At 59.5% G+C, this 21,727-nt stretch carries 16 protein-coding genes and 1 pseudogene; 11 read left to right on the top strand and 6 right to left on the bottom strand.

All coding sequences use genetic code 11. The annotated features are described in order from the left end of the window. The first annotated feature begins 96 nt into the window (after positions 1-96). The gene (locus tag PSH57_RS19975) at positions 97-1,809 is read left to right on the top strand and encodes a cation:proton antiporter (RefSeq protein ID WP_305385048.1); all 1,713 of its coding nucleotides are present in this window, start codon (positions 97-99) and stop codon (positions 1,807-1,809) included. A gap of 2 nt (positions 1,810-1,811) precedes the next feature. Here the strand turns inward: PSH57_RS19975 and PSH57_RS19980 are convergent, their stop codons facing one another. Then, positions 1,812-3,020, bottom strand: coding sequence for an ammonium transporter (locus tag PSH57_RS19980; RefSeq protein WP_305385050.1), 1,209 nt, complete (start codon positions 3,018-3,020; stop codon positions 1,812-1,814). Between the two features lie 338 nt (positions 3,021-3,358). On the opposite strand from PSH57_RS19980, the gene PSH57_RS19985 reads away from it, so the two are divergent. From PSH57_RS19985 to PSH57_RS20015, 7 genes are all read left to right on the top strand, one after another. After that, a complete protein-coding gene (locus PSH57_RS19985) occupies positions 3,359-3,673 on the top strand; it encodes an ElaB/YgaM/YqjD family protein (protein WP_305385051.1) in 315 nt (104 codons plus the stop codon). 2 nt (positions 3,674-3,675) lie between these two features. Next, positions 3,676-4,065, top strand: coding sequence for a phage holin family protein (locus tag PSH57_RS19990; protein WP_256231389.1), 390 nt, complete (start codon positions 3,676-3,678; stop codon positions 4,063-4,065). Next, positions 4,062-4,397, top strand: coding sequence for a hypothetical protein (locus tag PSH57_RS19995; protein ID WP_047226383.1), 336 nt, complete (start codon positions 4,062-4,064; stop codon positions 4,395-4,397). Before PSH57_RS19990 ends, PSH57_RS19995 begins: the two co-directional genes overlap by 4 nt. 84 nt (positions 4,398-4,481) lie before the next feature. Then, complete coding sequence (locus PSH57_RS20000; protein ID WP_305385052.1) at positions 4,482-5,810, top strand: deoxyguanosinetriphosphate triphosphohydrolase; 1,329 nt, start codon at positions 4,482-4,484, stop codon at positions 5,808-5,810. A 384-nt stretch (positions 5,811-6,194) separates the two neighbouring features. Further along, positions 6,195-6,821: a response regulator transcription factor gene (locus PSH57_RS20005; protein ID WP_256231392.1), complete on the top strand. Its 627-nt coding sequence runs from the start codon at positions 6,195-6,197 to the stop codon at positions 6,819-6,821. 74 nt (positions 6,822-6,895) lie between these two features. After that, positions 6,896-10,453 carry a transporter substrate-binding domain-containing protein gene (locus tag PSH57_RS20010; RefSeq protein WP_422766046.1) on the top strand — a complete coding sequence of 1,186 codons (3,558 nt, stop codon included), beginning with the start codon at positions 6,896-6,898 and terminating at the stop codon, positions 10,451-10,453. 117 nt (positions 10,454-10,570) lie between these two features. Next, a complete protein-coding gene (locus tag PSH57_RS20015; protein ID WP_305385055.1) occupies positions 10,571-13,519 on the top strand; it encodes an HD domain-containing phosphohydrolase in 2,949 nt (982 codons plus the stop codon). 131 nt (positions 13,520-13,650) lie between these two features. On the opposite strand, the gene PSH57_RS20020 is transcribed toward PSH57_RS20015, so the two are convergent. Together PSH57_RS20020 and PSH57_RS20025 are read right to left on the bottom strand one after the other, a co-directional pair. Further along, on the bottom strand, positions 13,651-14,133 hold the full coding sequence (locus tag PSH57_RS20020) for a GAF domain-containing protein (RefSeq protein WP_305385056.1): 483 nt from the start codon (positions 14,131-14,133) through the stop codon (positions 13,651-13,653). Further along, complete coding sequence (locus tag PSH57_RS20025; RefSeq protein ID WP_305385057.1) at positions 14,130-15,020, bottom strand: ATP-binding protein; 891 nt, start codon at positions 15,018-15,020, stop codon at positions 14,130-14,132. Before PSH57_RS20025 ends, PSH57_RS20020 begins: the two co-directional genes overlap by 4 nt. A 162-nt stretch (positions 15,021-15,182) precedes the next feature. On the opposite strand from PSH57_RS20025, the gene PSH57_RS20030 reads away from it, so the two are divergent. Continuing rightward, entirely contained in the window at positions 15,183-17,504 is a 2,322-nt protein-coding gene (locus PSH57_RS20030; protein ID WP_305385059.1) for a hybrid sensor histidine kinase/response regulator, read from the top strand. On the opposite strand, the gene PSH57_RS20035 is transcribed toward PSH57_RS20030, so the two are convergent. From PSH57_RS20035 to msrB, 3 genes are all read right to left on the bottom strand, one after another. Beyond that, the gene (locus PSH57_RS20035) at positions 17,488-17,949 is read right to left on the bottom strand and encodes a MarR family winged helix-turn-helix transcriptional regulator (protein WP_305385061.1); all 462 of its coding nucleotides are present in this window, start codon (positions 17,947-17,949) and stop codon (positions 17,488-17,490) included. The two genes, PSH57_RS20030 and PSH57_RS20035, sit on opposite strands and share 17 nt — an antisense overlap. After that, positions 17,946-18,431: a glutathione peroxidase gene (locus PSH57_RS20040; protein WP_305385062.1), complete on the bottom strand. Its 486-nt coding sequence runs from the start codon at positions 18,429-18,431 to the stop codon at positions 17,946-17,948. The genes PSH57_RS20035 and PSH57_RS20040 overlap by 4 nt, the downstream gene beginning before the upstream one ends. Positions 18,432-18,614: 183 nt before the next feature. Continuing rightward, on the bottom strand, positions 18,615-19,010 hold the full coding sequence (gene msrB / locus PSH57_RS20045) for a peptide-methionine (R)-S-oxide reductase MsrB (protein ID WP_305385064.1): 396 nt from the start codon (positions 19,008-19,010) through the stop codon (positions 18,615-18,617). A gap of 220 nt (positions 19,011-19,230) precedes the next feature. Between msrB and PSH57_RS20050 the strand changes: the two are divergent. Further along, positions 19,231-20,440, top strand: a pseudogene (locus PSH57_RS20050) (pyridoxal phosphate-dependent aminotransferase). Positions 20,441-20,740: 300 nt separating this feature from the next. After that, positions 20,741-21,628 carry a protease HtpX gene (gene htpX / locus PSH57_RS20055; protein ID WP_047226371.1) on the top strand — a complete coding sequence of 296 codons (888 nt, stop codon included), beginning with the start codon at positions 20,741-20,743 and terminating at the stop codon, positions 21,626-21,628. The last annotated feature ends 99 nt before the right edge of the window (positions 21,629-21,727 follow it).

The raw sequence follows: 21,727 nt of genomic DNA on the forward strand, positions 1-21,727 counted from the left end.
TGATGCAAATCATTGAGCGCCAATGCTTTTCCGGCAATGCTTGGTGCTTTTTTTCCTTCTACGCTGTGTGACGCGAACCTTGAAACGGAGTACCCCTTGTTTGCCAATCTGTTGATCATTCTTGCCTCGTCCCTGGTGGTCATCGCGCTGTTCAGGCGACTGCGCCTGCCACCGGTACTGGGCTATCTCTGTGTCGGCCTGGCGATCGGCCCCACCGCCCTGGACTGGGTGAACGACAGCGAAGAACTGCCAGACCTGGCTGAGCTCGGGGTAGTTTTCCTGTTGTTCTCGTTGGGGCTCGAGTTCTCCCTGGCGAAGATGATCGAACTGCGCAGGGTCGTGTTCGGCCTTGGCAGCCTGCAAGTGCTGTGCTCAGGGATACTGCTGGGCGGCTTGTTACTCCTCGCCGGCGCGCCCCCTATCGCGGCAATACTGCTCGGTGCCGGGCTGGCCTTGTCATCCACCGCTATTGTCAGCAAGGAGCTGACCAGCCTGGGGGAAATATTCAGTAGCCATGGCCAGAACGCAATCGGTGTGCTGCTGTTTCAGGATGTTGTCGCGGTGTTGCTGTTGACCCTCGTCCCCGTGTTCGCCGGCAGCAGCGAACAACCATGGTATTGGGCGTTGCCACTGACCTTGGGCAAGACCCTGGTGCTGTTCGGCGGCTTACTGCTGGCCAGTCGTCTGCTGCTGCCACGGCTGTTCCATGAAGTGGCCGAATCCCGGTCCGCTGAGCTGTTCGTGCTGCTGGCCCTGGTGATCGTATTGCTGACGGCGTGGCTGACGCATCTGCTGGGTCTGTCACCGGCCCTTGGGGCGTTTCTGGCGGGCATGTTGTTGGGGGAAAGCCATTACCGACATCAGATCGAGGCAGACATACGGCCGTTCCGCGACATTCTGCTGGGGCTGTTTTTCGTCAGCATCGGCATGTTGATCGATCTGCAATTGTTTGTGGAGGACGGCTTGCTGATCCTCGGGTTGACCTTGGGATTGATGCTCATCAAGGGCTGCGTGGTCGCCGTGCTGGTGAAATGGCAAGGGGACGACGGCGAAACCTCCTGGCGCAGTGGCCTGGCCCTGGCCCAGGGCGGCGAATTCTGTTTTGCCCTGATGGCCCTGATGCAGCAGAACCGCCTCATGCCCGCCGACATCAGCGGTCTGCTGCTGGCAGCGACCTTCTGCTCGATGCTGCTGACGCCACTGCTGCTGCGAGCCGCGCCGCGTATCGCCGCTCGCCTGCACCGCAAACCCAACGAAGAGGCGCAACTGGACCAGATAAGCGCGCTCAATGCCGACTTATCAGGTCATGTGGTCATTTGCGGATATGGTCGCGTCGGCCAGTCAATCGGAAGGTTTCTACGCCGGGAAAACCAGGCGTTCGTCGCCCTGGATGACGACCCGGTCATCATTCAGGAAGCCAGCGTCGGGGAACGCTGCGTGCACTATGGAGATTCACGCCGGGGCGACCTGCTGGCCGCCGTCGGGCTGAGTCGCGCCAAGCTGTTGGTGATCGCCGTGGACAAAACAGATATCGCCATCAGCGTGCTCAAGGAAGCCCGCCGGCTCAATCCGCAGGTGCCGATTCTGGTGCGCACCCGCGATGACAGCCAATTGGCGGAGTTGCAGGCTGCCGGGGCCAGCGAAGTGGTCCCGGAACTGCTGGAGTCAAGCCTGATGCTGGCCTCCCACGCGCTGATCATGCTCGGGCTGCCGAACCAACAGGTCCAGCAGCATGTAGATCAGGTCCGCCACGACCGCTATCGCTTGCTACACGGTTTTTACCCTGGGAATCAGGACAAAGAGCCGTAGGATCAGTCCTGACTGACTGCGCCGATCTTGTGGATCGAAAGGTCGGCGCCGTAATACTCCTGTTCCTGGGTCAGCCGCAGCCCCAACACAACCTTGATCGCGCCATACACCGCGAACCCGCCGCACAGGGCAACGACAATACCCAGCGTGGTGCCGATCAGTTGGCTGATCAAACTGACCCCGCCCAAGCCGCCCAGAGCGCTCTGGCCGAAGATGCCGCAAGCAATGCCGCCCCAGACACCGCACAGCCCGTGGAGCGGCCAGACACCGAGCACATCGTCGATCTTCCACTTGCCCTGGGCCGCGGTGAAACACCAGACAAACAAGGCACCCGCGATAGCGCCGGTCACGAGTGCGCCAATCGGGTGCATCAGGTCCGAACCGGCACAGATCGCGACCAGCCCGGCCAACGGACCGTTGTGCAAAAAACCGGGGTCGTTGCGCCCGACGACCAACGCCGCCACGGTCCCGCCGACCATGGCCATCAATGAATTGATCGCCACCAACCCGCTCACCGCCGGCAGCGTCTGGGCGCTCATCACGTTGAAGCCGAACCAGCCGACAATCAGAATCCACGACCCCAAGGCCAGGAAAGGAATGCTCGAAGGCGCGAACGCGACCAAGCGACCGTCCCGGTAGCGGCCGTTACGCGGCCCTAGCAAGAGCACAGCGGCCAGCGCCAGCCATCCGCCCATGGCATGCACGACCACGGAGCCTGCAAAATCATGAAAGCCCGCGCCGAACCGGGCTTGCAACCAGGCTTGCAGGCCGAAATTGCCGTTCCAGACCACGCCTTCGAAAAACGGATAAACAAACGCCACGATCAATACCGTGGCGCACAATTGAAGCGAAAATCGGGCACGCTCGGCAATACCGCCGGAAATGATCGCCGGGATCGCGGCGGCAAATGTCAACAGGAAGAAAAATTTCACCAGGCTGTAACCATGATCGACGTTGAGCGCCGCAGCAGGTTGCAGAAAGGTCACGCCGTAGGAAATCCAGTAGCCTACGAAGAAATAGGCCAGGGTCGAGACAGCGAAATCGCTGAGAATTTTCGACAGTGCGTTAACCTGGTTCTTCTGCCGTACCGTCCCCACTTCAAGGAACGCGAAACCGGCATGCATCGCCAGAACCATGACTGCACCCAGCAGAATGAACAGCGTGTTGGAGCTATGGACCAGATTGTCCACGGCGCTTTGCATATTTTCCATGGTGTTGGCAGACCTGAAAAGTTGAAAAAAGCACCAAATCGGTTCGCTCGCCCTGCCGGCGCACCAAGTCGAAACATCTCGTCTAGCTGCCGAAAAGCCGATGAACCGAATGAGTGCACAAAAACCGACAACGCGGTGCTCCCCTTGGAGTGCTTCGCGGGTTTTGATTTTTTGGGTTAAGGTTTCTCGGGCTTACGCCCAGCTTCAGCGCATGGGCGAAGGGTGTCGCACCAGTACATGGCACAACCCCGAGCAAAAGTTGTACCAGTCAGTTTCACTGAACCTTCCGGCAAGGCTCATACTCGAACGCTTCAGACGTCACTTACGGAGATCCACCCATGGCCAGAACCCAAGCAAAGACTGCTCAAGAAATCCTGATGGAGGATTTTCAGACGCTGGTCAGCGACACCGAACGGCTGTTGGATCACACCGCGACACTGGCCGGCGACCAGGCCGATGAGCTGCGCAGTCAGATCCACGAAACCCTCCTGCGCGCCCGCGACACCCTCAAGTTGACCGAAGACTCGGTGCGTGAGCGTGGCCAGGCTGCGGTGATTGCTACCGAGGAATACGTACAGGCCAATCCTTGGCAATCCGTCGGCATCGCAGCGGGCGTGGGCTTTCTGATCGGCCTGCTGGCGACACGGCGCTAATGATGGGCGTTGACGAATCCGGCTCGTCCGAAGCGGGCACACAACCTACGGCGCGCCGCCTGGGCGCAGCGTTCCTCGGGTTGCTGCACAGCCACGTCGAATTGTTCGGCATTGAACTTCAGGAACAGAAGGCGCGCACCGTCAGCCTGCTGTTATTCGCAGGGCTGGCGCTTGTTTTCGCGTTGCTGCTGCTGGTTGGGCTGTCGGCGCTGGTACTGATCCTGGTGTGGGATACCTATCGTCTGGCCGGAATTATCGGCCTGTGCCTGTTTTATCTGCTGGCGGCGTTGTTCTGTGGCCTGCGGCTCAAGGCAGCCATCTATGACGAGTCCTCACCCTTCCATGCCACTTTGGAAGAACTGGCCAACGACCGGGAGCGCCTGTTGCCATGAGCCTGCCTGATATCCCTCAAGCCCGGACACGCCAGGAAATGCGCAAGGCGCTGGTACGTCTGCGCATGGAAATGCACCGACAGGAAATCCGCCAGGAAACCCGTCAACTGCTGCAACCGCTGCAACGGGTGCGCGGCTTTACCCAGAGTTGGCACGAAGGCTTCGGGATCAAGCACGCGCCGCTTTGGGGCGTGGCAGCGGTGTCCTTGCTCGGTTTTCTCACCGGCAAACGGACCCGCAGCGGCCGCACCAGCAGCCTGACGGGACTGATCCGGCTGGCAACGACCCTGCTGCCGCTCATCAAGCTGGCCAAAAGTGTGCGCAAACCCTGACGTAGCAATAGCCTATAGGCCTTGCGAGGTGCCCCGCGAACCGCGAAGCTAGGACATCGACCTTATCAAACGGAGCAACCAGCCTTGGATTGGCACACCCTGCTGACTCGCGAGCGCCTCGGGAAAACGCTGCATAGCCCGGAAGAGTTGGGCCGCAGCCCGTTCCATAAAGACCATGACCGCATCATTTTTTCCGGCGCGTTCCGGCGCCTCGGACGCAAGACGCAAGTGCATCCGGTCTCCAGCAACGACCACATCCACACACGCCTGACCCATTCGCTGGAAGTCAGTTGCGTGGGGCGCTCCCTGGGCATGCGCGTGGGAGAAACCATCCGCAACGTGCTGCCTGACTGGTGTGAGCCAAGCGACTTGGGCATGGTGGTGCAATCGGCCTGTCTGGCCCATGACATCGGCAACCCGCCATTTGGTCATTCCGGTGAAGACGCCATACGCTATTGGTTCCAGCAGGCTGCCGGTCGCGGTTGGCTGGACGCCATGAGCGAGGCCGAGCGCAATGACTTTCTCAATTTCGAAGGCAACGCCCAAGGGTTCCGGGTGCTCACGCAGCTTGAATACCACCAGTTCGACGGCGGTACGCGGCTGACTTACGCCACCCTCGGCACCTACCTGAAATACCCCTGGACCGCTCGTCACGCAGACTCCCTGGGCTACAAGAAGCACAAGTTCGGCTGCTACCAGAGCGAACTGCCATTGCTGGAGCAGATCGCCCACAAACTCGGCCTGCCTCAGCTCGAAGACCAACGCTGGGCACGGCATCCACTCGTTTACCTGATGGAAGCCGCCGATGACATCTGCTATGCGCTGATCGACCTGGAAGATGGCGTGGAAATGGAGCTGCTGGAATACTCGCAAGTAGAGTCGCTGCTTCTGGACCTGGTGGGCGACGATCTCCCGGACACTTACCGTCAGCTTGGGCCGCTGGACTCCCGACGACGCAAACTGGCGATCCTGCGGGGCAAGGCCATCGAACACCTGACCAACGCCGCGGCCAGGGCTTTCGTCGAGCAGCAGCAAGCGTTGCTGGCCGGCACGCTGCCAGGGGACCTGGTGGAGCACATGCATGGCCCAGCCAAACGCTGCGTACTGAATGCCAAGGACATGGCGCGCAAGAAAATATTCCAGGATAAGCGCAAGACCCTGCACGAGATCGGCGCTTACACCACGTTGGAAATCCTCCTCAACGGATTTTGCGGCGCCGCCCTGGAGCAGCATGGCGGTCGTACGCCGTCGTTCAAGAATCGCCGCATTCTGGATCTACTGGGCAACAACGCGCCCGATCCGAACGGCTCTTTGCATGGTGCGTTCTTGCGAATGATCGATTTTATCGCCGGGATGACCGACAGTTACGCCAGCGAAATGGCCCAGGAGATGACGGGCCGTACCCGCCAGTGACAACTGACGTCGGCCACCACCGCCAGCCGACGCCATGCCTTCATCAAAGTGGAACGAGCCTGCTATCGCGCGCAGGCTCGCTCACAACGGCTCGTCGCGAAAGTTGTACATAAAAGGACGGGGAAACATTCTAATAAATCACCTCTCCCGACTTACTTTAACAAATGACTTCTCCAAAGAAACACCCGGCCATCCATAACTTTGCAATATAAAACTGACGCAACTCTTCCTGCCTGCCTACCGCACCCCTTATTACCCCGTAGTACCACACCTCTTTTTTTGTAGGAAACTTCTGAAATTGAAGATGTACGCCTGTCGCCTCATACGACCTCGGCTTTAACTGGGCTAAGGTGCGCGCTTTATAAGCTCGTAGGGACTTTATTCATGAACTCCGTTTTCATTGTCGACGACCATCCAGTCATCCGCCTCGCCGTGCGCATGCTCCTGGAGCATGAAGGCTATAAAGTCGTAGGGGAAACTGACAACGGCGTCGATGCGATGCAAATGGTGCGCGAATGCATGCCGGACCTGGTCATCCTGGACATCAGCATACCCAAACTTGACGGGCTGGAAATCCTCTCGCGCTTCAACGCCATGACCACTCCGCTTAAAACCTTGGTGCTCACGGCCCAATCCCCAACGCTCTTCGGCATTCGATGCATGCAATCCGGCGCCTCCGGATACGTTTGTAAACAGGAAGACCTCAGCGAGTTGGTTAGCGCGATCAAAGCCGTGCTGTCAGGCTACAACTATTTCCCCAGCCAAGCGCTGAACCCTGTCCGTCATGATGATCCGCGCAGTATGGAGTTGGAACTTTTCAAGAGTGTCAATGACCGTGAGCTGATGGTGCTGCAACTTTTTGCTCAAGGCCGTACCAACAAGGAAATAGCCAAAGGCATGTTTCTAAGCAACAAGACCGTTAGCACTTACAAAAAAAGGCTGATGCAGAAACTCAAAGTCAAATCCCTGGTAGAGCTGATTGAAATGGCAAAGCGCAACGCGCTGGTGTGAGAAAAAACAGGATGCTCAAATGCATAAAAAAATACCTCCTGCCGTTAATCGCGGGGTTATATGCGCAGGTCCTCATGGCGACGCCGGGAGTGCCCGAGCCCTACACGCTCATGGGACGTTCGACTGCGGCTCATATCGAAGTCCTGCTCGATAACGCCCACCGTGGCCGGTTGCAGGACCGGCAGGAATTGGTCCTGGGAACGTCCGCGCCGGATTATCCGCCTTTCGATCTTTCCACCAGCGGGCGCGACTACGAGGGCATGACCGCCGATTACGCCGGTGTTATCGCCAGGGCGATCGGGCTGCCAATGCGGGTCTTGCGATTCGGTTCCCGGGACGAGGCCATTTGGGCGCTCAAGCATGGAAAAATCGACATGCTCGGCACCGCCAACGGTTTCGAAGCCCGCACCCCCGGCATTGTGCTGTCGACGCCTTATGCAGTGGACCAGCCCGTTCTCGTCACCCGGACGAATGAAAGCCGTTCCCTGACTGAAGATCTCAAGGGGCTGCGGCTAAGCATGGTCTATCACTACCTGCCGCTGCGAGAAATTGAAAAGCTTTATCCCAAGGCGATTATCACCACCTACCCTTCTTACCAAAATGCCATAAACGCCGTGGCTTTCGGCCAGGCCGATGTCTTCCTCGGCGATACCATTTCCACCCACTACATGATCAGCAAGGGGTATTTGAGCAATATCCGCATGGCCAGCTTCGGCAAGCATGAGTCCTACGGATTCGGTTTCGCAGTCCGAAGTAACGATACCCGGCTGCTGGAGGCTATCAACGCCACGCTGAACCAGATTTCCATCGCCGAACAAGCAGCCATCTCCAAACGCTGGAGCGCAGGCAGCGACTTGTATCTGACTGAACACAAAATACAACTGACCGCCCGGGAGAAACGCTGGCTGGCAAGGCACCCGGTGGTTCGAGTCGTCGTGAATGAAACGGCGGCCCCCTTCACTTTTTTCGACTCCGATGGCGATTTTCGCGGCATCAGTGCCGACCTGCTGGAACTGATCCGGTTGCGCACCGGCATACGCCTGGAGATCCAGCGCAGTCAGAGCGACAGCGAAATGATTGCCGCGGTGCTGAACGGTCAGGCCGACATGATTGCTGCGCTGTTGCCCAGCAGCGAACGACAACAACAATTGAAGTTCAGCCGCCCCTATGTCGACAGCTCATTCGTGCTGCTGACCCGTAAACAGTCTGACACCCCGGCAACCCTCGACCAGTTCGGAGACCGAAGCCTGGCAATCACCAAAGGCAATCCGGTCATTGAATGGCTGCGCAGCCAGTATCCCAGCATCAGGATCATCGAAACCGTCGACCCCCTGCATGCCGTGGAAATGCTCGCCCACGGTCAGGTCGACGGCGGTGTGAATTCTCTGGTCATGGCCAACTACTTCATTTCATCCCACTCGCTGCGGGACACGTTGCAAATCAGCAGCACCGTAGGCACCCAGCAGGCCATGTTCTCGCTGGCCACGGCTAAAAATACCCCAGAGCTGAACGCCATTCTCGACAAAGCCTTGACCAGTATCGACCCCGACGAACTGGGCGTGATCAACAACCGTTGGCGGGGTTACGTTTCGGCATCGGAACACGCTTGGCGCACTTATAACCGCCTGTTTTTCCAGATTGTCGCCGCCGTCGGTCTCTTGTTACTGCTGTCTCTGGCATGGAATGCCTATATGCAGCGGCAGATCAGGCAACGTCAACGGGCGGAGCTGGCCCTCAATGACCAGCTTGAGTTCATGCATTCGCTGCTCAATGGCACCCCCCACCCCATCTATGTCAGAGATCGCAACGGTTTCTTGCAAAGCTGCAATGACAGTTATCTGCAGACGTTCAACGTCAAACGCGAAGAGGTCATCGGCAAGAACGTCATGCCCGGTTCCATGAGCAATGCCTTCGAAGCGCGAGAGTACCAAGCGGACTATCAGCGGGTCATGGCCGAAGGCACCCCACTGCTCATGGATCGCCCGTTGCATATCGGGGATAACAAACTGACCATCTACCATTGGATTCTCCCCTATCGCAACTCCAGCGCCGAAGTACAGGGCATCATCGGCGGCTGGATCGACATCAGCGAACGACGCCAGCTGTTCGATGAACTGCGAGCCGCCAAGGAGCGGGCCGATGATGCGAACCGCGCCAAAAGCACGTTCCTGGCGACCATGAGCCATGAAATCCGCACCCCCATGAACGCAGTGATCGGCATGCTTGAACTGGCCTTGAAACATGCCGACAAGGGTCATCTGGACCGCTCGACAATAGAAGTCGCGTACGAATCGGCTTCCGGCATGCTGGAGCTGATAGGCGACATCCTGGACATTGCACGTATCGAATCAGGTCATCTGAGCCTGGCACCTGAACGGGTCAACCTCAGGGCCATGCTGCAATCGGTCATACGGGTTTTCGAAGGCATAGCCCGGCAGAAGAACCTGGAATTGTCGCTGCTGTTCGACCCAGTCGAAGGCAACCCGGACGTCCTGATAGACCCCTTGCGATTCAAACAGGTGCTCTCGAACCTGATCAGCAATGCCCTCAAATTTACCGAAGAGGGCCAGGTACAGATCAAAGTCCAACTGTCACGAGTCGCCCGGGATGATGCCCTGCACATGCAACTGGAGGTCAGCGACAGCGGCATCGGCATCCGTCCGGCAGACCTGCAGCGCCTCTTCGAGCCTTTTTCCCAGGTCGACAATACCGGCCGGATGGCGCGAACGGGTGCGGGGCTTGGCCTGGTGATCAGTCGCAACCTGTGTCAGATGATGGGCGGCAGCCTGCACATGAGCAGCCAGCCGGGCATTGGTACCCAGGTCCAGGTTTCCCTGCAACTGACCACCCTGCCAAAGACAGCAGTCGGCACGCCCCCTGAGCCTGTCATTGATACAGCCGCGGCCGCCTTGAGTGTTCTCGTCGTGGATGATCATCCGGCCAATCGGTTGTTGATGTCGCAGCAACTGGAATACCTGGGTCATCACTACCATGTCGCCCATGATGGCGCGCAAGGGCTCAAGGCCTGGCGTGAAGGGGATTTCGATCTGGTCATTGCCGACTGCAACATGCCCATCATGGATGGTTACGAACTGGCCAGATCGATTCGTCGCCATGAGCGCGAACGAGCACTGCCGCGCTGCACCATCCTAGGGTTTACCGCCAATGCGCAACCGGAGGAAAAACCACGCTGCCAGGAGGCCGGAATGGACGACTGCCTGTTCAAACCCATCAGCCTGAGCGCCCTGAGCCAATGGATGAAAACGGTGAGATCCGCCGGCCGGCCAGGGGTTTTCAATGTGCAGAGCCTGCAGGCATTGACCGGTGGCAACCCCTTGTCCATCCGGCGCCTGTTGGAAGAACTGCTCAACAGCAATCGTTCGGACCGTCAGGAATTGCTCGACGTCGCCCGCGGTGGGAACCGGCAGGCACTGACCGAAACGGCGCACAAAATAAAAGGCGTCGCCCGAATTGTGCAGGCGACCTCGCTGATTCAGCGATGCGAAGCGCTGGAACACGCCTGTCATAAGGCTCAGGGGCCTGAACCCATTGGCGAATATACCAAGGCCCTCGATCACGCCCTGATTGACCTGGAGCGGGCCCTGGAAACCGAGATCGCCAAGGCAAAATAATCCAGTGTTTACTATGCTGTTCGCTCAGCAGTGCGCACCAGGGGGCGTTCTCAGTTGGTATCCCCCGGCGCGGCAGGAAATCAGTTGGGAACGCCCCTAACACTTGGAGTGACTGCAATGCCCAGCGCACCGCGTCCGCAACAACGCCGGTTTCCCTTGCACGTACACATCAGCGTGATGTTTACGTTGCTCTTGCTGCTGACCGGTGTGGTGCTAGGGATTTTCAACTACCGCCAAACCACGCAAATCATCCTGTCCAGCAGTGAGAAACTGTTCAACCGCATTGAGCAGGACGTGCGCCTGGACTTATATGACACCTATGAACCCATTCGCCACCTGCTGGGCCTGCTGGCCGATTACCCGGCGACACGCGAACCCCGGATAGCTCAGCGCCTGGCCCTGCTCGCCCCCTTCAGCCAGGCGCTGCGGGACAACCCGAACCTGGCGTCGTTGTACCTGGCCGACAGCAATGGCGACTTCCTGATGGTCCGTCCCTTACGCACCGAAGCCCTGAAAAACGCGCTGAAAGCGCCGGCCAACGCCGCCTACCAGGTCTGGACCGTGGACCGGACAGAGACCGCCGGCCAGGTTCACGCCCAGTCGCTGTTCTACGACCAGACCCTGGCGCTCATTGATCATCAGGACATTGCCGACGAATCCTATGATCCACGCAACCGAGGCTGGTTTCGCAGCGCACTGGGCAGCGCCGAGCAAATTACCACCGAACCCTACGTCTTCTTCTCCACCCAAAACCTGGGCACTACCCTCGCCCGGCGCAGCGGTGAACAAGCAGTCATCGCTGCCGACCTGACCCTGGCGTCCCTGTCCCAGACCCTGGCCAAGCACAGGGTGACCGCCGGCACCGAAATCGTGCTGCTCGACCCCCAAGGCAATACGGTCGCCTACCCCGACAGTCAACGACTGATCACCGACACTCAGTCGGCACGCCTGATCAAGGCACGCGACCTCAGCCCGGCCATCGCCGCCGCACTCGACGACGACACTGACACCCCACGCCTGGAAGTTGGCGGACGCCAATGGATCGTTTCGCGCAGCCACATGCAGGAAGGCGGACCGCAAGGCCTGGAACTGGCGTTGCTGGTCCCTGAAGATGAGTTGCTGGCCGATGCCTACCGCATGCGCTGGCAAGGCGCGCTGATCACCCTCGCCACCCTGCTGCTGTGCCTGCCCCTGGGCTGGTTGACCTCCAGGATTCTGGTCAAGCCCCTGCGCGCACTGGTGCAGGAGGCCGATGCCATTCGCAGCTTTGATTTCAACTACCCGGTGTCCCGTCGCTCCCCCGTGCTGGAGGTCGATCAGTTGAGCGTCTCGATGGCGCGGATGAAGGAGACCCTGGCGAGCTTCTTCGAAATCACCGCCAGCCTGCGCGCCGAAACCCGCTTTGCCCCGTTGCTGGAGCGGGTGTTGTTCGAGACGGTGAAAATCGGCCAGGCCCAGGCTGGCCTGATTTACCTGCGCGAGAACGATGATGATCGGGTCAGGCCATACGGGTTGGTCATCGATGGAACGCCTCGGGACCTTGCAGCCTTCGAGTTGCAAGGTTATGCGCTCAAGGCAGACAACAGCCCGCCTTGGCTGCAGCAACTGAACGCTTCGGACAATCTCGTCACCTCACTGGGCTTCGAACAAGCCGCCGACCTCAAGAGTGTCTTGCTGGCACTGGACGCTCCACGGGTCCACCTGATCGGTATCCGCCTACGTAATCGTCACCAGGAAACCGTCGGGGTCCTGGTGCTGCTGATGACCGACAGTGGCACCGATGCCGACCTGGAAAAGCTGCAGCCGGACCGCATCGCCTTCCTGCAGGCTGTGTCCGGCGCCGCCACCGTTAGCATTGAGGGCCAGCGCCTACAAGCCCGGCAAAAACAATTGCTCGATTCGTTCATCCAACTGCTGGCCGGAGCGATCGATGCCAAGAGCCCCTACACGGGCGGTCATTGCCAGCGGGTCCCAGCCTTGACGCTGATGCTCGCCCAGGCCGCCGCTGCCAGCCAGGCGCCAGCGTTCCAGGCCTACCGACCCACGGAAGATGAGTGGGAAGCACTGCACATCGCCTCCTGGCTGCACGATTGCGGCAAGGTCACCACACCCGAATACGTGGTGGACAAAGCCACCAAACTGGAAACCCTGAACGACCGGATCCACGAGATCCGTACTCGCTTCGAGGTGCTCAAGCGCGACGCCTGGGTCGATTACTGGAAGGCCCTGGCAGCGGGCGGCGAGTCGTCATCCCTGGCCCCGCAGCGCGACGCGATACTGGCCAGCCTCGATGACGACTTTGCCTTTGTCGCCCACTGCAACCTGGGCTCCGAGGCCATGGCCGACGCCGACCTGCAACGCTTGCAACGTATCGCTCAACGTCCGTGGACCCGGACTCTGGATGATCGCCTGGGGGTTTCCTGGGAAGAGAACCGCCGCCAGGCACGCACGCCCAAGCCAACGCTTCCAGTCACTGAACAGTTGCTGACGGACAAGCCCGAGCACTTGGTGCAGAGGCATGAAGCCGAACTGATCCCGACGGACAACCCATGGGGTTTCCAGCTCGATGTGCCGCCCTGGAAATACAATCGCGGCGAGCTCTACAACCTCAGCATCACCCGGGGCACGCTGACGCGAGAGGAGCGCTATGTCATCAATCATCACATGGTGCAAACAATCCTGATGCTCAGCCAGTTGCCCTTCCCCAGCCATTTGGACAACGTGGCGGAGATCGCCGGGGGGCACCACGAGAAAATGGACGGTACGGGATATCCCAAGCGGCTCAAACGCGAGGAAATGAGTCTGCCTGCACGCATGATGGCGATTGCGGACATTTTCGAAGCGCTGACGGCGGCCGACCGACCTTACAAGAAAGCCAAGAAACTCAGTGAAGCCCTGGGCATCATGGCCACCATGTGCCGTGACGCCCACATCGATCCAGAGCTGTTCGGGCTGTTCATCGATGAAAAGATTTACCTGAGCTACGCCAGCCAGTTTCTCGACCCGCGTCAGATCGATGAAGTCGACCCGGACAGCCTGCTGGCCAAAGCGGGGTTGCAGGCATGAAAGCTGTCCCTGTAGGCACTGCAGAGCGAAGCGAGGCTGCGATCTTTCTCCCGACGCTTGAATCTCAAGCGAAAGATCAAAAGATCGTCCGAACGCGGCCCGAGCCTTCGCCAGCGCCTACGGCAAGCGGATCAGCAGTCTGTCAGGCGCAGGAAGATATCGGCCAGTTGCTCGATACCGGCCCGGTCATGCTCGGTAAAACGCGCCAGTTTCGGACTGTCCAGATCGAGCACGCCAATCAGGCGCCCGCCCTTGACCAGCGGCACCACCAGTTCGCTGTTCGACGCGCTGTCGCAGGCGATATGACCGGCGAAGGCATGGACATCTTCGACGCGCTGGGTCTGGCGGGTCGCCGCCGCCGTACCGCACACGCCACGGCCAAAGGGAATCCGCACACAGGCGATCTGCCCCTGGAATGGGCCCAGCACCAGTTCTTCGTTGCGATTGAGGTAGAAGCCGGCCCAGTTCAAGTCGTCCATCTGACTGAACAGGAAAGCCGAAAACTGCGCTGCATTGGCGATGAAATCCCGCTCATCGGCCAACAAGGACTCAAGCTGTGCCGCTAACAAGCCGTAGCCGTCGAGACCTTCGCCTGTGCCTTTCAAATCGATCATGCCTTATTCTCCAGAAGTTTGAGGCCCACCCAATACCGGGCAAACTGATAGGCGCACCGTCCGTTGCGGTTGCCGCGTCCAGTGGCCCAACGCACCGCCTGCACATCCAGCGCCTCATCGCGCTGCCAGGCCAGCCCGGCCTTGGCCGCCAGCTCGCCGATCCAGTGTTCCACCACGTCGAGGAAATGCTCCTGGGTAAACGGATAAAACGACAGCCACAACCCGAAACGGTCAGACAACGCGATCTTGTCCTCCACGGCTTCGCTGGGGTGCAACTCGCCGTCGACGCGCTTCCAGTTCTCATTGTCGCTTTCCTTTTCCGGCACCAGGTGGCGACGGTTGGAGGTGGCGTACAACAACACGTTGTCCGGCGCCTGCTCGAGCGATCCATCCAGCACGCTTTTAAGAACGCGGTAATCGCCCTCCCCGGATTCGAACGACAGGTCATCGCAAAACAGTACGAAGCGCTGCGCCAGCTTTGCGATTTGTTCGACCACCCGCGGCAGATCGGCCAGGTGATCGCGCTCGATCTCGATCAACCGCAGGCCATGCTGGGCATGTTCGGCCAGCAACGCGCGCACCAGAGACGACTTGCCAGTGCCACGCGAGCCCCACAGCAACGCATGGTTGGCCGGCATGCCATCGATGAACTGCCGGGTGTTGCGTCCCAGCTGTTCTACCTGACGATCCACGCCAATCAGGTCCGACAGGCGCATGTCGAGGCTGACTTCAAGCGGCAGCAGGTAGCCACTGCGCCCGTCGCGCTGCCAGCGGGCCGCCAGGGTCCTGGTCCAGTCGATAGTGGGCCGGGGAGCAGGCAACAAAGGCTCTATACGGGCCAGCACCGCATCGGCGCGCTCAAGAAAAGCATTCAATCGAGAGTCCACGTCTTCTCCTCGGACAGGTTCACAGTGATGATGGAGTTACAGCAACGAAACGCCGTACCCAATGGCGGGTCTATCCCCCACAACATATACCGGTTGCACCGGTATTCAGAGATGATCAGCTATGCTTGAGCGGCGAAGGGAAACGTAGTGGTTCATCATTCCATGGACATCAGATTCACCCAACGGCTGTCCTACAAGCAGGCCCGGCTGACCGTTCTGGTGGGTTTCGCGCTGGGCACTCTGCTCAGCCTGATGCAGATCGGCATCGATTATGCCAGCGAAGACGCGTCTATCAACCGTGAAATCCTGTCGTTGCTGGAAATCAGCCACAATCCGGCTTCGCGCATCGCCTATAACATTGATGCCGAACTCGCCCAGGAGCTGGCCCTGGGCCTGTTGCGCTCACCGGCCATCATCGGCGCCGAGGTGATCGACAACAACAATACGGTGCTGGCCAGCGTCAAACGCCCCGAACTCCAAAGCAGTAACCGTTTTATCAGCGACTTTCTGTTCGGCGCGCGGCGTCAGTTCGAAGACCGCCTCTACCTGGACCATTTGCCCGCAGAGTCTTTGGGGGTGCTGCGACTGGACGTCGACACCTATGCATTCGGCAGCCGCTTCCTGCGCCGGGCCGAAGTGACGCTGCTCAACGGTTTTGCCCGCAGCCTGATCCTGACCGGTCTGCTGCTGGCGTTGTTTTATGTGATGCTGACCAAGCCCCTGGTGCGGGTCATCCGCGAACTGAGCAGCCGCGATCCCAGTAGCGGCGAGCAGAGTCGCCTGGAATGCCCCTCCGGCCACCAGCACGACGAGATCGGCGTACTGGTCTCGGTGGCCAACCAGCAGTTCGACAATATCGCCACCGAGATTCAGCAGCGGCGCACGGCGGAAAATCGCCTCACCGATTATCTGGCGCAGTTGGAAAACATTGTCTCGGCCCGTACCGCCGAACTCAAAGCCATCAATGCCCGCCTCAGCCAGTCCAACGAGGAGTTGGAAGTGGCCCGGCGCACGGCCCTGGACATGGCAGAAGCGCGCTCTGTCTTTCTGGCCAACATGAGCCATGAAATCCGTACGCCGCTCAATGGTCTGTTGGGAATGATCGCGCTGTCACTGGATGGCCCCCTGACGGCCGAACAACAGCAACAGCTATCGATCGCCCATGACTCAGGCAAGGTTCTGGTTGAACTGCTCAACGACATCCTCGATCTGTCGAAATTCGACGCCGGTCAACTGGAACTCGAACACATCCCGTTCGACCTAGGCTCCCTGGTCGAAGACACCGCCAACCTGCTTTCCCAGAACGCCGCCCCCAGTGTCGAGCTGGCCTGCCTGATCGATCCGGCGTTCCCGGCGCAGGTACTGGGTGACCCGACCCGGGTGCGCCAGATCGTCAGCAACCTGTTGTCCAATGCGCTGAAATTCACGCGCTTCGGCCGGGTCGATGTACGCCTGAGCCCACGCCAAGACGGTGTGCGAATCGCGATCTGTGACACCGGCATCGGCATCCCCCAGGAAGCCCAGGCACGAATTCTCCAGCCGTTCACCCAGGCCGGTGTTGGCATTACCCGCCAGTTCGGTGGCACCGGGCTGGGCCTGGCGCTGACCTACAACCTCTGCGAAGCCATGCAAGGCCAGTTGACGATCACCTCCGAAGCCGGTTTCGGCAGCCAGTTCTGCGCTGACCTGCCCCTGCCCCGCCATACCGCCGCGACGCCTGTCGAGCCCTTGCGCGGCAATGTCGTGGCCATCACCGACCGCAGCAGCGGCCTGGCAGAGTTGCTGAACATGCTATTGCCCGGCTGGGGGCTGGACTACGAAAGACGTTCGGTGGATGACGGATTGCTGGGCCTCAAGCCTGATGTCCTGATTACCGACTGCCCGGAATGCCTGTTCAATATGCGTCCCACGTTCGACGCGCCCATCCTGCTGGTCACCGCGTATGGCAGTTTTCTGCCCAGTGAAGAAGCCGCCGCCCTCGCCCCCTTGTTACAACAGGCCCGCCCCCTGGCGCGCCATGCCCTTTATCAGATCCTGCGTCGCGCCTTGCAGAGCGACGCCACCACCATCAATGACGCTCAAATCGAAACCCTGGCGCCTTCCAAACGCGGGCGCGTCTTGCTGGTGGAAGACAACCCGGTCAATCAACTGGTGGCCAAGGGCATGCTGGTGAAGCTGGGCTGCGAAGTCATCGTCGCGGCCCATGGCGCCGAAGCCCTGGACCTGCTCGAACAGAGGGATTTCAATTTGGTCCTGATGGATTGCAACATGCCGGTCATGGACGGTTACGAAGCCAGTCGCCAGATCCGTCGCAGCGGTCGCTGGCCGGATCTGCCGATTGTCGCCCTGACGGCCAACGCCATGCCCGAGGAGCGTGAGCGATGCAGGGCGGCCGGCATGAACGATTACCTGTCCAAGCCGTTCCGCCGCGAAGAACTGGCAGCGTTGCTGGACCAATGGGTGCCGACTACGTCAGCGCTTTGATCTGCCCCAACAAATGATCGAGACCGTCTCGCAACTCCCCCAGGCGGTCCAGATCAAGCCCGCTGTCGCATAACAGACGGGCCTTGAGCGGCCCGACCTGTTCACGCAAGTTCCAGCCTGTTTGTGTAAGGCTCAGATGCACCTCCCGCTCATCGCGGGCCGAACGCTGGCGCTGGACCAGGCTCAGTTGTTCCAGGCGCTTGAGCAACGGCGTCAGCGTGCCCGAATCCAGCAGCAGTCGCTCGCCCAAGGCCTTGACCGTGGGTTGTTCCGGGGCTTTTTCCTGCCACTCCCACAGCACCAGCATCGCCAGGTATTGCGGATAGGTCAGGCCGAGCTGATCAAGCATCGGCTTGTAGCCGCGGATGACCGCCCGCGACGCGGCGTACAGCTTGAAGCACAGTTGGCTGTCGAGCTTCAGCGCATCGACTGACAAATCATTCATTTGAGCAAGGCTTCGATCTCACCAGTCAGGTCCTGGGGCTTGGTGGTCGGTGCAAAACGCTTGACCACCTGACCGTCCTTGCCGATCAGGAACTTGGTGAAATTCCACTTAATGCCTTTGGACCCCAGTACACCGGGCGCCCGCTGCTTGAGCTGGACAAACAGCGGATGGGCATTGGCACCGTTGACCTCGATTTTCTTGAACAGTGGAAAACTCACACCGAAGTTCAGCTCGCAGAACTCGGAAATCGCCCCCTCGTTGCCCGGCTCCTGCTTGCCAAACTGGTTGCAGGGAAAGCCCACCACCACCAGGCCCTGGTCCTTATAGGTTTGCCAGAGCGCCTCAAGCCCCTTGTACTGCGGGGTGAAGCCGCACTGACTGGCGGTGTTGACCACCAACACAGCCTTGCCGGCGAAATCGGCGAGGGTCTTTTGCTCACCCTTGATGGTGGTGCATGGGATGCTCAGCAGGTTGTCGCTCATGGCAAGGCTCCAGATGGGAAGAAGAAGACACTGAAGATAGCGAGCGATTAAATTGCATGCAATTTAATTATCAAAAATACCCGCATCTCAGACTGTGGGAGCAAGGCTTGCCCGCGATGAAGGCGACACGGTCTTTCAGAGATCGAGGTGCCTGTTTCGCGAGCAAGCTTTGCTCCCACAGAGTTACCCTCGGGCCACCATATCCAGGCACACCGAGTTGATGCAGTAACGCAGCCCCGTGGGTGGCGGGCCGTCGGGAAAGACGTGGCCCAGGTGCGCGTCACACTTGGCGCAGACCACTTCGGTACGGATCATGCCGTGGCTGACATCGCGCACTTCCACGACCGCGCTGCCTTCGATCGGCGCGTAGAAACTTGGCCAACCGCAGCCGGAATCGAACTTGGTCTGCGAATCGAACAGTGGCTCGTTGCAGCAGATGCAGTGGTACACGCCGTCAGTCTTGGTGTCGTTGTACTTACCGGAAAATGGCCGTTCGGTGCCCTTCAGCCGACAGACGTTGTACTGCTCCGGGTCGAGCATGGCGCGCCATTCTTCAAGGGTTTTCTGCAACTTTTCCATCGTCCTACCTCGGCAATTGAAAAAGCCCGATCCGACGCTTTTCCACAGATCGGGCGGCACGTATGATTGCGCCTCGTCAGGCGCCAGTCTGGCAGCCACGTCATGCGCATTCAAACGGATTGTCACGCATGTACCGCGTCAAGCCTGAGCACAGACGCAGGATCCCCAGTACGGTAGTTCACTCGCCGCCTGGATCGTTCATTTTCGGGAACACATCGCCATGCAGGTCAGCAAATCGAACAAGCTCGCCAACGTCTGCTACGACATTCGCGGCCCAGTGCTCAAGCACGCCAAGCGCCTGGAAGAGGAAGGCCATCGCATCCTCAAGCTGAACATCGGCAACCCGGCACCCTTTGGTTTCGAAGCGCCCGATGAAATCCTCCAGGACGTCATCCGCAACCTGCCGACCGCCCAGGGCTACAGCGACTCCAAAGGCCTGTTCAGCGCCCGCAAGGCCGTGATGCAGTATTACCAGCAAAAACAGGTCGAAGGTGTCGGTATCGAAGACATCTACCTGGGTAACGGCGTGTCCGAACTGATCGTAATGTCGATGCAAGCCTTGCTCAACAACGGCGACGAAGTGCTGGTGCCGGCCCCGGACTACCCATTGTGGACCGCCGCCGTGAGCCTGTCAGGCGGCAATCCGGTGCATTATCTGTGCGATGAACAGGCCAACTGGTTCCCCGACCTGGCGGACATCAAGGCCAAGATCACCCCGAACACCAAGGCACTGGTGATCATCAACCCGAACAACCCGACTGGCGCGGTGTACTCCAGGGAAGTCTTGCTGGGCATGCTGGAACTGGCTCGCCAGCACAACCTGGTGGTGGTTTTCCGACGAGATCGACAAGATCCTGTACGACGATGCCGTGCACATCTGCACCGCGTCCCTGGCTCCAGACCTGCTGTGCCTGACCTTCAACGGCTTGTCCAAATCCTACCGGGTGGCAGGTTTCCGCTCCGGCTGGATCGCCATCTCCGGCCCCAAACATCACGCCCAGAGCTACATCGAAGGCATCGACATGCTGGCCAACATGCGCCTGTGTGCCAACGTACCGAGCCAGCACGCGATCCAGACAGCGCTGGGCGGCTACCAGAGCATCAATGACCTGATCCTGCCACAGGGCCGGTTGCTGGAGCAGCGCAACCGCACCTGGGAACTGCTCAACGACATTCCTGGCGTCAGCTGCGTCAAGCCGATGGGTGCGTTGTACGCCTTCCCCCGGATCGACCCAAAGGTCTGCCCGATCCACAACGATGAAAAATTCGTACTCGACCTGTTGCTGTCGGAAAAGCTGCTGGTGGTCCAGGGCACGGCGTTCAACTGGCCGTGGCCGGATCACTTCCGCGTCGTGACCCTGCCTCGGGTCGACGACCTGGACCAGGCCATTGGCCGCATCGGCAATTTCCTCAAATCCTACCGCCAGTAATCCCAATGGCGTGCGAGGGCCTCGCCTCGCACGCTGTTTGATTCAGCAACATATCCGTTTCGCCAACTTGAACAGGCCTTCTACACTGAAGCCTCGGCAAGCAGTGCGCAGCGCGACTCAACGTTCACGGGGTACCGGCGCCCTATTTTTTTTCCACGGTCATTTTCAGAAAAGTCTTTCAATCATTTAGGACAGCTGTAGGACACAGTTTGAAATAGTCGGCGTGTTGAATAGCCTGCGGCGGCACCTTATATACCCCGCATAACGCTACATCTTTAGCATGAGGAGATTTCCACAACCATGATGCGCATCCTGCTGTTTTTGGCCACTAACCTGGCGGTCGTGCTGATTGCCAGCATCACCCTGAGCCTTTTCGGCTTCAACGGGTTCATGGCGGCCAACGGGGTTGACCTCAACCTCAGTCAGCTGCTGATCTTCTGTGCGGTGTTCGGTTTCGCCGGTTCCCTGTTCTCGCTGTTCATCTCCAAATGGATGGCGAAGATGAGCACCAGCACCCAGATCATCACTCAGCCGCGCACTCGCCACGAACAATGGCTGCTGCAAACCGTCGAGCAGCTGTCCCGCGAAGCCGGCATCAAGATGCCGGAAGTAGGCATCTTCCCAGCCTACGAGGCCAACGCCTTCGCCACCGGCTGGAACAAGAACGACGCATTAGTCGCTGTCAGCCAGGGCCTGCTCGAACGGTTTTCGCCGGATGAAGTCAAGGCCGTGCTGGCCCATGAGATCGGCCACGTCGCCAACGGCGACATGGTGACCCTGGCGCTGATCCAGGGTGTGGTGAACACCTTCGTCATGTTCTTTGCCCGCATCATTGGCAACTTCGTCGACAAGGTGATCTTCAAGAATGAAGAAGGCCAGGGTATCGCCTACTACGTGGCGACCATTTTCGCCGAACTGGTATTGGGCATCCTCGCCAGCGCCATCGTCATGTGGTTCTCGCGCAAACGTGAGTTCCGCGCAGATGACGCCGGCGCGCGCCTGGCCGGCACCAGCGCCATGATCGGCGCCCTGCAACGCCTGCGTGCCGAGCAAGGTTTGCCCGTACACATGCCCGACACCCTGAATGCCTTTGGCATCAACGGTGGCATCAAGCAAGGCCTGGCGCGCATGTTCATGAGCCACCCGCCACTGGAAGAGCGTATCGACGCACTGCGTCGTCGCGGCTGACAGGTTCAAGCTTCAAGAGAAAGCCCGCAGCGATGCGGGCTTTTTTTTATCTGCCTGATTTATGAATTGCCTGATCTGGCCCTATCGCGGGCAAGCCTT

Source organism: Pseudomonas hefeiensis, assembly GCF_030687835.1.
GTDB classification, from domain to species: Bacteria; Pseudomonadota; Gammaproteobacteria; order Pseudomonadales; family Pseudomonadaceae; genus Aquipseudomonas; species Aquipseudomonas hefeiensis.

Excerpts from the sequence above, each read along its gene's own strand:
- msrB (WP_305385064.1), bottom strand. The coding sequence starts at position 19,010 with ATGGAAAAGTTGCAGAAAACCCTTGAAGAATGGCGCGCCATGCTCGAC.
- PSH57_RS20030 (WP_305385059.1), top strand. The coding sequence starts at position 15,183 with ATGGACATCAGATTCACCCAACGGCTGTCCTACAAGCAGGCCCGGCTG.
- PSH57_RS20020 (WP_305385056.1), bottom strand. The coding sequence starts at position 14,133 with ATGATCGATTTGAAAGGCACAGGCGAAGGTCTCGACGGCTACGGCTTG.
- PSH57_RS19995 (WP_047226383.1), top strand. The coding sequence starts at position 4,062 with ATGAGCCTGCCTGATATCCCTCAAGCCCGGACACGCCAGGAAATGCGC.
- PSH57_RS20005 (WP_256231392.1), top strand. The coding sequence starts at position 6,195 with ATGAACTCCGTTTTCATTGTCGACGACCATCCAGTCATCCGCCTCGCC.
- PSH57_RS19985 (WP_305385051.1), top strand. The coding sequence starts at position 3,359 with ATGGCCAGAACCCAAGCAAAGACTGCTCAAGAAATCCTGATGGAGGAT.
- PSH57_RS20040 (WP_305385062.1), bottom strand. The coding sequence starts at position 18,431 with ATGAGCGACAACCTGCTGAGCATCCCATGCACCACCATCAAGGGTGAG.
- htpX (WP_047226371.1), top strand. The coding sequence starts at position 20,741 with ATGATGCGCATCCTGCTGTTTTTGGCCACTAACCTGGCGGTCGTGCTG.
- PSH57_RS20015 (WP_305385055.1), top strand. The coding sequence starts at position 10,571 with ATGCCCAGCGCACCGCGTCCGCAACAACGCCGGTTTCCCTTGCACGTA.
- PSH57_RS19980 (WP_305385050.1), bottom strand. The coding sequence starts at position 3,020 with ATGGAAAATATGCAAAGCGCCGTGGACAATCTGGTCCATAGCTCCAAC.
- PSH57_RS20035 (WP_305385061.1), bottom strand. The coding sequence starts at position 17,949 with ATGAATGATTTGTCAGTCGATGCGCTGAAGCTCGACAGCCAACTGTGC.
- PSH57_RS19990 (WP_256231389.1), top strand. The coding sequence starts at position 3,676 with ATGGGCGTTGACGAATCCGGCTCGTCCGAAGCGGGCACACAACCTACG.
- PSH57_RS20010 (WP_422766046.1), top strand. The coding sequence starts at position 6,896 with ATGGCGACGCCGGGAGTGCCCGAGCCCTACACGCTCATGGGACGTTCG.